The sequence below is a fragment of the Larkinella sp. C7 genome, from assembly GCF_006149005.1.
GTDB lineage: Bacteria > Bacteroidota > Bacteroidia > Cytophagales > Spirosomataceae > Larkinella.
The window spans coordinates 225,693-237,937 of sequence record NZ_VBSL01000002.1 but is presented as its reverse complement, the minus strand read 5'-3'; the positions used below and the strand labels follow the sequence as shown (position 1 = coordinate 237,937).

Here is a 12,245-nt window from a genome sequence, read left to right as displayed (position 1 = left end):
GAGCAAATTAAAAACTCAGCGATGAATTTTCCTAACCGCAAGCGGCTTATTTTACAAACGGTCGAAGAGAAAGGGTCGGTTGACGTGAAAGAACTGGCCGAACTCCTGCAAACCTCGGAAATTACCATTCGTCGGGATTTAACGACACTGGCGACCGACGGGTTGATTTACCGCACACACGGTGGTGCCATGAAAGTGGGGCTAGCCATCAATCCAGTGCAGTTTGTGAACAAAACCGCCGTCAATTCCGAGAACAAAGACCACATTTGTCGACTGGCGGCCCAGGAGATCAACGAAGGGGAGGTGGTGTTTATGGATTGTGGGAGTACGGTTTTCCGTCTTTGTCAGTTTATCCGGAATAAACGCATTCAGGTGATAACGAACTCATTACCGGTGGTCAACGAGCTGATGCAGTCGGAAGTGAGGGTGAATCTGGTGGGGGGAGAAGTGGATCCGAAACGGCAGGCTGTTCACGGATTGATCGCCCATGAGCACGTGGCCCGCTACCACGCGCACAAAGCGTTTCTGGGTGTCGACGGTATTTCGGCGCAGCACGGACTGTCGGCTCACAGCGAAACCGAAGGCGGGATGACGCTGGCGATGGCCGCGCAGGCCGAAACCGTTTATCTGTTGTGTGACTCGACGAAACTGGAAAAAGACAAATATGTGCAGTTTGCTCCGCTGAGCCTGGTTCAGGTGCTCGTAACGGACTCCAATGCCAAGCCGGAGGTGCTGGAACTGTACCGCGAACAAGGTGTTCGGGTGTTGAATTAATTCAGGGAAGTATTGCCGTTCGAGCGTTTTCGGCTCGATAGATCCTCGTAATTCCCGGTCAGAATCGCAGCCTGGTGCAGCAACTCGATGGCCTGGATTTCATCGTATAGAATATCGAGTTTGCGCTCGATACGACCGATTTCGGCAACGGCATTCTGATACGCAAAGAAATCGTCCTCCTCGCTCCGGTTTTGCATGGATTCGGCCAGGAGGTATTTACCCGCCTGGAGCACGCCCCACGATGCCCGTAATTCGTGTAAAATCGGGCTGTATTTGGTCACTTTCAGAACTCGCATTCTCAACAGCGGTTTTCGCACGCAAAGATATACAAATTTGGAAGTCGACCATTACGATGGGGCTTAGTTTACGGTTTTATGGTTTTCGGTATACGGTTTACGGAGACTGACGCACGAACAGGATGAATGCGCCAGTCCCCGTAAACCGTATACCGAAAACTGTAAACCTCTTTTACATCAATTCAAAATCAACACATTTCCCCGCTTCGACAGTGAAGGTTTCGGAGAAACTCTGGCCGTTGGCGGCCCGGAATTCGAGCTCGTGTTCCCCCGCTTTCACGGTGGTTACGGGCGAACCCGTCGCGTCGCAGGATGGAGCGGACGCCGTTACTTTGCTCAGCGTTCCCACTTTGGTGCCGTCGACGTAACAATCCACCTTAATGGTTTCGATGGCATTGTTGGACGACCAGAAAATTACCCGGCCTGAATCCGGTTCAACTTCCGTTTCTTTTTTACAGGAAACCGTAACGCTCAGCAGAAGCACGGCACACAGGAATTGCAGGCAAAACCGGGTTAAAAAATGGTTTGAGAAGGTAGGCAAGAAGTTCATAGCAGTAGTTGTTGTTGTCGTTTGTTGAGACAAAGGTCTGTACGTTAGTTGCGATCCGAAAACAAATTTTATCTGAACTGTTGAATTGAATATGTGAAACGGTAAATAACTAATGTCAACAATCCGGGAGAGATCAGGTTAAAAAAGCAAACCAAATCAAACGTGGGTATGGAAAGGCAGACACTCGAAAATCTGACAACCCGTGAAGAACGGAGTCCGTATGACGTCGCCGAAGACGTGAGAGGGATAAAAAATGGCTTTGTCAACATCTATTTTATTGGAGAATCGCAACCCGGTGGGAAATGGGTTCTGATTGACACCGGAACACCTTCCGGTGCCGATCAGATTTTGAAAAAAGCCCGGGAATGGTTTGGCGATTCCAACCCGCCCCAGGCCATTGTGCTGACGCACGGCCATTTTGACCACGCCGGATCGCTGGAAGCCTTGCTGAAAGCCTGGGGAACGGTGCCGGTTTATGCCCACCCCCTGGAAATGCCGTTTTTACAGGGGAAGTCGCATTATCCACCGCCAGACCCATCGGTTGGGGGCGGGGCAATGGCCTACATGTCGTGGATGTTCCCAACAGCACCGTATAATTTTGGTGATCGGATTCGGCCGATTCCGGCGGATGGTCTGATCCCGGAATTGCCCGATTGGAAAGTCATCCATACGCCCGGTCATTCGCCCGGCCATGTTTCGTTGTTCCGGGAGAGCGACCGGAGTCTGGTGGCGGGTGACGCATTCACCAATACCGATCAGAACTCGGCGTTTGCCGTGATGACCCAGAAGCAGGAGCTACATGGGCCACCGGCTTATTTCACGATTGACTGGGAAGCCGCAAAACGTTCGATTCAGGAACTGGCGGCCCTGAACCCGACGTCGGCCGGTACCGGGCACGGAAAAGCGATTCAGGGCATCCAACTTCCACAGCTCCTGGAAGATTTAGTGCTCCATTTTGAAAGCCGGGAAGTGCCGAAAGGAGGTCGATATGTGAAGCAACCCGTGCATTCGGATGAGGAGGGAATTGTCGATATGCCCGCCCCGATTTCGTACCATGTTACCCGTATCCTCAGTATTGGCGTCATCGTCGGTACGGTAATGCTGCTTTTAGGCACCAAGCGGAAGAAATAAGGCGCTGCGCTGGTTATGAAGGCGCAAAAGCACCAAAAGCCCCGACGGCTGCTGATCCAATCAGGGCTTTCGGGGCTTTTTCCGGTAAATGATCCTGTAAAAGTTAAACACCACGGCTTGGAATGGTGTTTTAAGGGTACGTATAATAGAACTCACGTATGGAACGCCGAAATATCATCATTTTAATAGGAAGTGCCGTTATTGTCGTCCTGGTAGCCTGGTTTTCAATCAGGCACTTTGGATTATTGAATAAAAACGATGTTCCGGCTGAGGGCTGGGATCGCTCTCAGGCGGAAGTGGTTATGCGGCAGTTGTGCCGGGCTGCGGATTCGGTCGGGATCGACACCAACCGGTATTCGTTCCTCGAATCCGATACCAAAAAAGAGTTTGGCGAAAAGTTCACGGGCTTATTGCTGGAACTGCGCTACGGACTAAAACCGTCCCGGATCACGTATAACAAGATCCCGGAAAAAATCGACACCGTCTGGGCAATTGCCATGCTGAAAAAAGACGAAGGAAAATCGGCGCTGGATTCGCTGCGGAAAACACCGGTTTTTGGACATTATACCACGCTGGTCAGTGCCTACGCCAAATTAAGGAAAAACGCGCCATCCGATACCGGGAAATACATTCGTCAGACGCTGAATTTTTATCGCTATCTGAATCGCTTTGATTTTGACCGGTTTCTGGTCGTTAACGTTCCGGCCGCCCAATTGAACATCTACGATCGGAGTGGGAAATGCCTGCTGCCGATGGACGTCATTGCGGGGAAGAAAGATACCAAAACGCCGTTCTTTACAACCTATCTCACCGACATCATCACCTATCCCTACTGGAATGTGCCGCGTGGCATCGGTCTGAAGGAAATTTTGCCGAAGGTGCAGCAAAGCGCAGACTATCTGGAGAACCAGAATATGGAGGTGCTGAACGAAAAAGAGCAGGTGGTCGATCCGTCCGAAATTAACTGGGAAGAAATGTCCGCCGAGAATTTTCCCTATCGGTTTCGGCAGGCTTCCGGGTGTAACAACTCCCTGGGTTTGATCAAGTTCAACCTGACCGGGCCGGGGGCTATTTACCTCCACGATACGAACGCCCGTGACCTGTTTGACCAAACCAGCAACCGCTGGCGTAGCCACGGCTGTATGCGGGTGCAGAAACCGGTTGAACTGGCTAACTATCTGATGGGGACGCCGGTGCTGGACGAAGGATTCATGAACCGCTGTATGGTCGATCAAAAACCGCAGACGCTGACACTACCCAAACCGTTCCCGGTTTTTGTGGTCTACAACCGGGTCGATGTCGATGAAAAAGGGCAGTTGCGTTATTACAAAGATGTATACGATCTGGACGGTCGCCCGATGTAATTACAGCAGAAACGTTGATTTTTGCAGATAATCCGGGCTGGGTGAATAGACGAACAGACAGGAACCGCCTTTGATGGCATTGATGATGTCTTTGCTGACCGCGTTGGCAATGGCCGGGCAACCCTGGCTACGGCCTAGCCGACCGGTTTTGCGAATAAAATCTTCGCAGACATAATCCGCACCGTGCATCACAATGGCGCGGCTAAAGGCGTTATCATTAAAACCCTGTTCCAATCCTTTCAGTTGCAGCGACAAACCGTGTTTGCCCTGGTAGGTATTGAGGGTTTGGTAGAATCCCAGACTGGATTGGAAAGACGAAAACGTGTTGGAAAACGAAGCCGCCATCAGTTCGCCCGAATTCCGGCCGTGGGCGACATAGGTCTGAAACAATAATTTCTGTTGATCGAGATCGATGACATACAGCCGCTTTTTGTTCGACGGCTGGCTCAGGTCAACGATGCTCAGAATGGATTTTGTAAACTTGGTTTTCTGAATACCACGCAGGGCGTAGTCGAATACCTCTTTTTGAAGCCCCATGCGTTCCAGGTTCAACCCGTCGTAAACCCCCGCCCAAAGGCTGGCTTTGTCAACCGCGGTGTGGGCTTTGGCACTAACCGTGGTGCCAACACTGGCAAGGCTTAGCGGAAGAATGGCAAGCAGAATCAGCAGCGCTTTTTTCATAAAACGTTGGTTAACTGGTTAGTATGTAAAAAGGGATGTAGGTAACTAACGCCAACTGTGCCATAATAATTCGATAGTTCCATGAATTTCTGCCTTATGTCCCGTCATTCCATTTTCCTTTTATTCCTTATGCTCTGGGGTTCAGCGACTTTGGCACTGCCAGTTGTTTCCATTGTAAAGTACAAAAAAAACGGCGAAACTGATTATACACCGGCGGCAGTCCGGGCAATCGCCGATCTACAAAGGCAGGGTGGAGGCACACTGACTTACCCCGCCGGGCAGTTCGTGCAGGGGCCGGTCGAAATCACCGGATCGGGAATCAGCATTCAGGGGGCCGGCATGGGCCGGACGTTTCTGATCCGGGATTCCCAGCGTGGCTATGCGTTCTGGGCCAACCGGAAGCAGCGGGTTTTTATTCGGGATCTGTCCATCGACTGCGACAAAAGCCCGATTGAGGGCGGTATCTATTTCGGCGGCTGTACGGCCAGCGGGGCCGATCGGGTTTCCATTCAGAATGCCGATGCCAGCACGTTTGTCGTTGAAAATCAACTGTTCAATGCCGGAAACTCAACCGCGCTTTCGGATCGCAATGTGTTTCGGAACTGCCGGGCCAGTGGCCAGAAACGGTATCATGATGTCGGCGGAAAATCGCCGTTTATTGCCGGGGGCTACGCCCGGAATACGCGTTTTGAATCCTGCACCGCGACCGACTGCGTGGGCGATGCCTTCGACAGCGACAATGCGCCCGGCACCGTGTTTGTGCGTTGTGTGGCCCGAAATACGAAAGGAATCAGCCCGTATGCCGGTTTCTGGTCGGAGGGTGAGCAAACCGATTCGGACCACCGCGTGACGTGGAACACTTGTAAAGCGATCGGCTACCGGGTGGGTTTTGGCGTTTCGGAGCGCGTAAAAGCCACCATTCAAAACGGAGAGGCCGAAAATTGCGTGAATGCCGTAAAAGGGTTACATTACCAATACCGCATTGCGATCACCAATTTTACGGCCCGGAATTGTGGCAAAGGGCTGGAAGCAACCGACACCGATGGCGTTTTGACATTCAGCGGCCCGGTTACCCTGATCAAAGTACGCACCCTGAACACCGTCGCCCGCAATTCGTTTTCCAACTACGGCGGAGGCACTTCCACCAACGAGGAGACGATTATCGGGCCGGGTTGCGATTTTGACAAAGACGCTTACATCAGTTACGAAAATTCCGGTTCGCGCCGGATTACGGTCAATGGCGCCACCTTTCGGGGCAGCAATATCCGGTACTACAACGGGCAGTTGACCGAGTTGCTGGTCAAAAACAGCCAGTTTATCAACGGGGGCATTGTGGGTGCCCGAATCAAACAAAGCCGGATTACAGCCGGTAGTCGGTTCCGTACGACCGACAGTACCAAAACCGCCATTCAATTGAGTCTGGATTCGTATAATACCACGGTCGATAACACAACCTTTGAAGGGTACAACCGGGTGTCGAACAACGCAAAAATGGGAACCGGCGTCCGGCAAACAAACCGCCGACAACCGCGATAAACCTGAAACCAACGAACAGCAATGTCCCCTTACGAAGACGCCGTGGTGCGTGAATTGAATGTCTGGCGACAGAAAATGATGCGCAGACCGTCGGCCGTCAACCGGCTTTCGAAGAACCTGCAAACGCGGATGAACAAGTTCATTCCCGAGAAAGTGCATCAGGCCATTACGGCGACGATCAAGCAAATGACGCGGGCCGTGTTGTTCGGCGCGGAGTTTCTGACCCGGCAGCCACTGCTGGAACCGTTGTCACTGGAAGAACGGGAGGAGCGGGTTCGGGATCGCATTGCATTCTATAAAACCGCCGGAGCGGCTGAGGGGGGCGTTACCGGCGCGGGCGGCATTCTGCTGGGGCTGGCGGATTTTCCTTTGTTACTCGCCCTGAAAATGAAGCTGCTATTCGAAATTGCCGCCATTTACGGCTATCCGGTCAACGAATACAAGGAGCGGCTTTACATCATGCATATCTTCCAACTGGCGTTTTCGAGCCAGGAGCGTCGGCAGTTCGTTTACCAGCAGATGCTCAACTGGCAGGCCAAAAGCCAGCAACTTCCCGACGACATCAACCAGTTCGATTGGCGAACCTTTCAACAGGAATACCGGGATTACATTGATCTGGTCAAAATGGCCCAGTTGGTTCCCGGCATCGGTGCCGCCGTCGGTCTGGTTGCCAATTACCGCCTGCTCGACTCCCTCGGCAAAACCGCCATGAACGCCTACCGGATGCGGTGGGCGGAAAGGAGGGAGTTAGGAATGGAGAGTTAACTGGATTGGGTGGTTTTGATGGTTGAATGGTTGGCTAACGCACGAAAAATAACGCGTCAGCCAACCATTTTAACCATCAGAGCCATTTAACCATACTAACCAGTTAACAATAAAATTATTTCCTTGCGGGATTGATCATGATGTGCGCCCGGTGGGTGCCGGGGTCCATGATCCAGGGCATGCCGGGTGCTTCGGCTTTCAGGGGTAAACCCGTGCTTTCGGAGGTGGCGTAGGGGATGTAGACGACTGACCGGAGGTAGCCATTTTTTACTTCGCCCGTTGCCGCATTGTAGCTGGAATCCGGTGCTGAATAAACGAAAAGGGAAGACGGTTGTTTGGGCATTTTCCACTTGCCCGCTTTTTCTTCTTCCTCCCGGATTTTCATGATTTCAGCCGGTGATTTTCCTTCTTTTTTTAATTCCCGACCACGGGCCATGAAGGGTTCCAGACCCTGGTGATAGCAGGATACGTTGAGACCTTTCTGCGTCGGGTCGTCCGCCAGGCAGACGTAATCGTTCGTTCCTTTCCGCAGCACAATCATTTCGTTTTTACCCGAATAGCCCAAAACCGTTGCACCATCGCGTTTGTCGGAGGGAGCGGCCAGTACGGCGGTTTTGATTTGCAGGTCGGGCGTCGGAGCGGTCGTCTGGGCCAGGGCATTGAAAGCGCAAAAGCCCGAAAATAGAAAAAAGGTAAATGTTTTCATGGGATTAAAAAGAGAGGGTTTGTCAGCCTTAAATCGATCGATCACCGGTATTCATCCAAATTTATGAAAAAATACCGGTGATCGACAGACTATTTACGACGGGTAGGATCAGTGATGATGCCCGCCCGGTCCGTGTACGTGTTTATGCGTCACCTCTTCTGCCGTGGCGTCCCGAACGTCGATGATTTCGACATCGAAGTTCAGTTCCTGACCGGCAAGCGGGTGGTTGGCATCGATCATCACCTGATCGTTGTTCACTTCCGTAACCGTTACTACCTGGCCCTGATTGGTCTGGAACTGCATCCCGATCTGTACCGGCTGACCGCCAAAGGCGCTGATGGGAACCGCCTGAATCATTTGCGGATCAGGAATACCGTAGCCATCTTCGGCAGGCACCTTGATCTGAAATTTGTCGCCGACGGATTTTCCGGCCAGTCCGTTTTCCATACCCGGAATGAGGTTTCCCTCGCCGTGGAGATAATATAATGGATCCCGTCCTTCGCTGGAGTCGAGAATATTGCCGTCGTTGTCGCGCAACGTGTAGTGTATGCCGGCAACTTTGTGTTTGGAAATTTGCATGTTTAAAATATTGAATAGAAAAACAAAGGTGATATAGTTTGAGAAAGGATGCAACTAATTGCCCGATTCTACGCTAAGATTACGGTCGTAAGATGACCCAAAATGAAATATTCACCGGCCATGCCCCGTTAACCCAACTACATCTAGACAACAAAAGGAAGGCGGAATGTGTTAAAAAGGGATAGTAAATTCTCGACGTTTTGTTTAACAAACTAATTTTCATCATGCAGAAAAAAGCAGTTTTCGCAGTGGCAGTGGCACTAGGCCTGCTGGTTGGTGCCAACAAAACCGTGGTTGCTCAAACGGTTCAGGACACGACTTCGCGCCCCGCATCGCAATCGAACCCGTTGGGAAGCAGCACGTCGGTTTCAACCCAAAGCAGCGCCAACGCCTACGGGCCGATGGGTGCGGGCCGGGAATCGCGGGGTGGCATGGCTCCCGGTGGCGCCACCGGTCGCGATCTGGCCATCAGCGCGGCCAAATCAGCCGATCATACCGTTTTATTCCGGGCCATGCGGGTTTCCGGATTGACGGAACAGGCAGCAGGAAAAGGACCTTACACGGTTTTTGCGCCTACCAACGAAGCGTTTGATAAACTCCCGGCCGGAACACTCGACGGGTTGTTGCAGCCCGCTTCCAAATCAAAGCTGGTGAAGCTGTTGTCGTATCACGTCGTCAAAGGCAATTATACCTCCGATCAGTTGCAGGATGGACAGAAACTGAAAACCGTTACGGGCGGAACACTGACCGTCGGTAAACAGGGTGACGCCATCACCATCACGGATGGACAAGGCAATGCCGCCACCATCAACCGCGCGGATCTGGAAGCCACGAACGGGGTTATTCACTCGGTGGATGCGGTTCTGATGCCCGCTGAAAAAGGGAAATAGAAGAGCTAATACAAAATGAAGAATGTAAAATGCGAAATGGAAAAGTGAGACGCTGCGGGCGAAAACTTTTACATTTCGCATTTTACATTCTTCATTTTACATTTATTACTACCTTTCCGGCAAAAGAAAATTTCTCCTTCTGCCTTTGCCATGCTTTTTCTGTTCCTAAGCATTCTGCTTTCGGTTGTTTTGCTGCTTAATTTCCGGCTTTTTCCCCGCTACCGGGTCAATACTTTTCAGGCAATTGTCTTCAACTATCCGGTTTGTTTCCTGACCGGTTTTCTGCTGCTGCCCCGCAACCAGCCTTTTTTCATCGATTTTTCCCAAACCTGGACGTGGCTTGCCCTGGGTCTGGGCGTTGCGTTCATCATTACGTTCATCCTGTCGGGTCTGTCGACGCAGCGAATGGGCATCACGGCCACGTCGCTGGCGAACAACATGTCGCTGGTGATTCCGGTCTGTTTCAGTCTCTTCGTCTTTCAAACCGGTGGAAAAACCTTCGATGCGCTGAATTACATCGGTTTGATTCTGGCGGTGGTGGCCGTCGGATTGAGTACATACAAGAAGCAGGAAGGCCAAACCGTGAAAACCCTGGGCTGGAATACGCTCTTGCCGGTGGCGGTTTTTGTGCTCTATGGAGTCACCAATACGATGATCAATTACATGAACATCCGGTATATTCCATCGACTGATCAAACGTTGCAGGTGACGTTGACAATGGTACTGGGTGCCATTGCTGCCGGTCTGGTGTTGCTATCGAGCCGACTGATTCTCGACAGAGAAAAGATTGAACGCCAGACCTTCGTGGGAGCCATCACCCTGGGCATTCCGAATTTCCTGAGTTTTTACACCCTGCTGCTGGCACTTTCCGAATATGGCGGCAATGGCGCTTTCGTTTATCCGCTCTACAACATCGGCGTGATTCTGGTGGCGGCTTTGTCGGCCCTGCTCTTTTTCAAAGAAAAGCTGCTGGTCATCAACCGGATCGGGCTGGCCCTCGCCATTGTCGCCATCGGTTTGATTTCCTGGCAGGAACTGGCGCAATTGGCGATAGGAGTGAAGAATTAAGAGTGAAGAGTTGAGAGTTGGCTGACGCGTACACGCTTCACTCTTAATTCTTCACTCTGCACTGCAAACTCTTCACCCAATATTTCTGTTACTCCGAAAAACCTTCCAACTGTTTTCTTTGTGAATACCGAAACCAAGAGTGGTCAGATTTTTGACTGGATTACCCTGCGACGGCTTTATGCCTTTGTAAAACCGTACCAGCTCCAATTTTACGGGCTTATTCTGATTATTCTGTTGAGTGCGGTGCTGGCTCCCGTTGGTCCGTTGCTGATTCGCTACACCATCGACGCCAAAATTGCCACCGGCGATTATCCGGGCCTGACCAAAATGCTGATTTTGATGATCGCAATTCTGGTTTTGCAGGGCATCATTCAGTTTTTCAATACCTATCTTTCCGGTTGGCTGGGGCAAAATGTGATTCGGGATATCCGGGTTCAGCTCTATGAGAAAGTCCTGAAACTTCGTCTGAAATTTTTCGATAACACCCCCATTGGCCGACTCGTAACCCGCACCATTTCGGACGTTGAAACGCTCTCCGACGTTTTCAGCGAAGGCATGGCCGCCATTGTGGGCGATATTCTGCAATTGGTGCTGATCATCGCCGTCATGTTTTACACCGACTGGCGGCTTTCGGCCATCAGTTTGTCGATGATTCCGCTGATGTTACTGAGTACATACGTCTTCAAGGAAAAAATCAAAGTATCGTTCAACGAAGTGCGGACCGCCGTGGCCAACCTGAGCTCGTTTGTGCAGGAACACATTACCGGCATGAACATCGTGCAGATTTTTGGCAGCGAAAAGATTGAAGAGGAGAAGTTCCGGCAGATTAACGACGAACACCGCAAAGCCAACATCCGATCGATCTGGTACTATTCTGTCTATTATCCGGTGGCCGATATTCTGTCGGCAGCCGCGACGGGTCTTGTCGTTTGGTATGGTGCCAAAGCCATTCTGAACCAGGAAGTTACCTACGGAACGGTGACGGCTTTTATCATGTTCATTAACCTGTTTTTTCGACCCATCCGAATGCTCGCCGATCGCTTCAATACCCTGCAAATGGGAATTGTGAGCACCGACCGGATTCTGAAACTGCTGGACAGTGATGATTTTACGCCCAACACCGGCACCTATGCGCCCGCAACCTGGCGGGGTGAGGTGGAATTTAAAAATGTCTGGTTTGCCTACAACGACGACAATTACGTCCTGAAAGACATCAACTTTACGGTGAAAGAAGGCGAAACCGTCGCCTTTGTCGGTGCCACGGGAGCCGGGAAGTCGTCCATCATCAACTTGTTAAGCCGGTTTTACGACATCAATCGGGGGGAGATCAAAATCGACGGTGTCGAGGTACACGAGTATAAACTGGAAGCGTTGCGGCAGAGCATTGGCGTCGTTTTGCAGGATGTATTTCTGTTTTCGGATACAATTGAAAACAACATCACCCTGGGTAATAAATCCATCAGCCGGGAGCGCATTGTTGAAGCGGCCAAACTGGTGGGCGTTCATGAATTCATCGAGCGATTGCCGGGCGGTTATGAGTACAACGTGATGGAGCGCGGTTCGACGCTTTCGGTGGGTCAGCGGCAGTTGATCTCGTTTGTTCGGGCCATGGTTCACGATCCCCGCATTATGGTGTTGGACGAGGCCACGTCGTCGGTCGATACCGAAACAGAAGGGTTGATTCAGGATGCCATTGGAAAACTGATGAAAGGGCGCACGGCCATCGTAATTGCCCACCGGCTTTCCACCATCCGCGAAGCCCATAAAATCATTGTCGTTGACAAAGGCCACATCGTGGAACAGGGAACCCATGAAGAGTTGCTGCAGCATGAGGGCACCTACGCGAACCTGTACCGGATGCAGTATAAGGAGATGGTTTAGTTTAAATGATGAGTGATGAACGAT

The 12,245-nt window shown here is 51.4% G+C and carries 13 protein-coding genes; 8 read left to right on the top strand and 5 right to left on the bottom strand.

From position 1 onward, the window contains the following. Positions 1-21: 21 nt before the first annotated feature. The gene (locus tag FH871_RS06090; RefSeq protein ID WP_138990460.1) at positions 22-774 is read left to right on the top strand and encodes a DeoR/GlpR family DNA-binding transcription regulator; all 753 of its coding nucleotides are present in this window, start codon (positions 22-24) and stop codon (positions 772-774) included. Here the strand turns inward: FH871_RS06090 and FH871_RS06085 are convergent. Together FH871_RS06085 and FH871_RS06080 are read right to left on the bottom strand one after the other, a co-directional pair. After that, a complete protein-coding gene (locus FH871_RS06085; RefSeq protein WP_138990459.1) occupies positions 771-1,070 on the bottom strand; it encodes a hypothetical protein in 300 nt (99 codons plus the stop codon). The genes FH871_RS06090 and FH871_RS06085 overlap by 4 nt on opposite strands. A gap of 172 nt (positions 1,071-1,242) precedes the next feature. Next, on the bottom strand, positions 1,243-1,620 hold the full coding sequence (locus FH871_RS06080; protein ID WP_138990458.1) for a DUF4397 domain-containing protein: 378 nt from the start codon (positions 1,618-1,620) through the stop codon (positions 1,243-1,245). A 168-nt stretch (positions 1,621-1,788) separates the two neighbouring features. On the opposite strand from FH871_RS06080, the gene FH871_RS06075 reads away from it, so the two are divergent. After that, the gene (locus FH871_RS06075) at positions 1,789-2,751 is read left to right on the top strand and encodes an MBL fold metallo-hydrolase (protein WP_138990457.1); all 963 of its coding nucleotides are present in this window, start codon (positions 1,789-1,791) and stop codon (positions 2,749-2,751) included. Between the two features lie 158 nt (positions 2,752-2,909). Next, on the top strand, positions 2,910-4,115 hold the full coding sequence (locus FH871_RS06070) for a L,D-transpeptidase family protein (RefSeq protein WP_138990456.1): 1,206 nt from the start codon (positions 2,910-2,912) through the stop codon (positions 4,113-4,115). Here FH871_RS06070 and FH871_RS06065 read toward each other — a convergent pair whose 3' ends face one another. After that, positions 4,116-4,796 (bottom strand): murein L,D-transpeptidase catalytic domain family protein, encoded by a 681-nt coding sequence (locus FH871_RS06065; RefSeq protein ID WP_138990455.1) that lies wholly within the window; start codon positions 4,794-4,796, stop codon positions 4,116-4,118. It abuts the gene before it with no gap. A gap of 129 nt (positions 4,797-4,925) precedes the next feature. On the opposite strand from FH871_RS06065, the gene FH871_RS06060 reads away from it, so the two are divergent. After that, positions 4,926-6,332, top strand: coding sequence for a hypothetical protein (locus FH871_RS06060; RefSeq protein WP_138990454.1), 1,407 nt, complete (start codon positions 4,926-4,928; stop codon positions 6,330-6,332). 21 nt (positions 6,333-6,353) lie between these two features. After that, positions 6,354-7,097, top strand: coding sequence for an EcsC family protein (locus tag FH871_RS06055; RefSeq protein ID WP_138990453.1), 744 nt, complete (start codon positions 6,354-6,356; stop codon positions 7,095-7,097). Positions 7,098-7,212: 115 nt separating this feature from the next. Here the strand turns inward: FH871_RS06055 and FH871_RS06050 are convergent, their stop codons facing one another. Together FH871_RS06050 and FH871_RS06045 are read right to left on the bottom strand one after the other, a co-directional pair. Next, positions 7,213-7,803, bottom strand: a complete 591-nt coding sequence (locus FH871_RS06050; RefSeq protein WP_138990452.1) for a hypothetical protein — start codon at positions 7,801-7,803, stop codon at positions 7,213-7,215. Positions 7,804-7,911: 108 nt separating this feature from the next. Then, complete coding sequence (locus FH871_RS06045) at positions 7,912-8,382, bottom strand: peptidylprolyl isomerase (protein WP_138990451.1); 471 nt, start codon at positions 8,380-8,382, stop codon at positions 7,912-7,914. 224 nt (positions 8,383-8,606) lie between these two features. Here FH871_RS06045 and FH871_RS06040 point away from each other — a divergent pair, with 224 nt between their 5' ends. From FH871_RS06040 to FH871_RS06030, 3 genes are all read left to right on the top strand, one after another. Beyond that, positions 8,607-9,272, top strand: coding sequence for a fasciclin domain-containing protein (locus FH871_RS06040; RefSeq protein ID WP_138990450.1), 666 nt, complete (start codon positions 8,607-8,609; stop codon positions 9,270-9,272). A gap of 150 nt (positions 9,273-9,422) precedes the next feature. Beyond that, positions 9,423-10,340 (top strand): EamA/RhaT family transporter, encoded by a 918-nt coding sequence (locus FH871_RS06035; RefSeq protein ID WP_138990449.1) that lies wholly within the window; start codon positions 9,423-9,425, stop codon positions 10,338-10,340. Between the two features lie 120 nt (positions 10,341-10,460). After that, positions 10,461-12,221, top strand: coding sequence for an ABC transporter ATP-binding protein (locus FH871_RS06030; protein WP_138990448.1), 1,761 nt, complete (start codon positions 10,461-10,463; stop codon positions 12,219-12,221). Positions 12,222-12,245 lie beyond the last annotated feature (24 nt).

What these genes read in the sequence shown, in the direction of transcription:
- FH871_RS06090 (WP_138990460.1), top strand. Translation starts at nt 22, where the DNA reads ATGAATTTTCCTAACCGCAAGCGGCTTATTTTACAAACGGTCGAAGAG.
- FH871_RS06085 (WP_138990459.1), bottom strand. Translation starts at nt 1,070, where the DNA reads ATGCGAGTTCTGAAAGTGACCAAATACAGCCCGATTTTACACGAATTA.
- FH871_RS06080 (WP_138990458.1), bottom strand. Translation starts at nt 1,620, where the DNA reads ATGAACTTCTTGCCTACCTTCTCAAACCATTTTTTAACCCGGTTTTGC.
- FH871_RS06075 (WP_138990457.1), top strand. Translation starts at nt 1,789, where the DNA reads ATGGAAAGGCAGACACTCGAAAATCTGACAACCCGTGAAGAACGGAGT.
- FH871_RS06070 (WP_138990456.1), top strand. Translation starts at nt 2,910, where the DNA reads ATGGAACGCCGAAATATCATCATTTTAATAGGAAGTGCCGTTATTGTC.
- FH871_RS06065 (WP_138990455.1), bottom strand. Translation starts at nt 4,796, where the DNA reads ATGAAAAAAGCGCTGCTGATTCTGCTTGCCATTCTTCCGCTAAGCCTT.
- FH871_RS06060 (WP_138990454.1), top strand. Translation starts at nt 4,926, where the DNA reads ATGCTCTGGGGTTCAGCGACTTTGGCACTGCCAGTTGTTTCCATTGTA.
- FH871_RS06055 (WP_138990453.1), top strand. Translation starts at nt 6,354, where the DNA reads ATGTCCCCTTACGAAGACGCCGTGGTGCGTGAATTGAATGTCTGGCGA.
- FH871_RS06050 (WP_138990452.1), bottom strand. Translation starts at nt 7,803, where the DNA reads ATGAAAACATTTACCTTTTTTCTATTTTCGGGCTTTTGCGCTTTCAAT.
- FH871_RS06045 (WP_138990451.1), bottom strand. Translation starts at nt 8,382, where the DNA reads ATGCAAATTTCCAAACACAAAGTTGCCGGCATACACTACACGTTGCGC.
- FH871_RS06040 (WP_138990450.1), top strand. Translation starts at nt 8,607, where the DNA reads ATGCAGAAAAAAGCAGTTTTCGCAGTGGCAGTGGCACTAGGCCTGCTG.
- FH871_RS06035 (WP_138990449.1), top strand. Translation starts at nt 9,423, where the DNA reads ATGCTTTTTCTGTTCCTAAGCATTCTGCTTTCGGTTGTTTTGCTGCTT.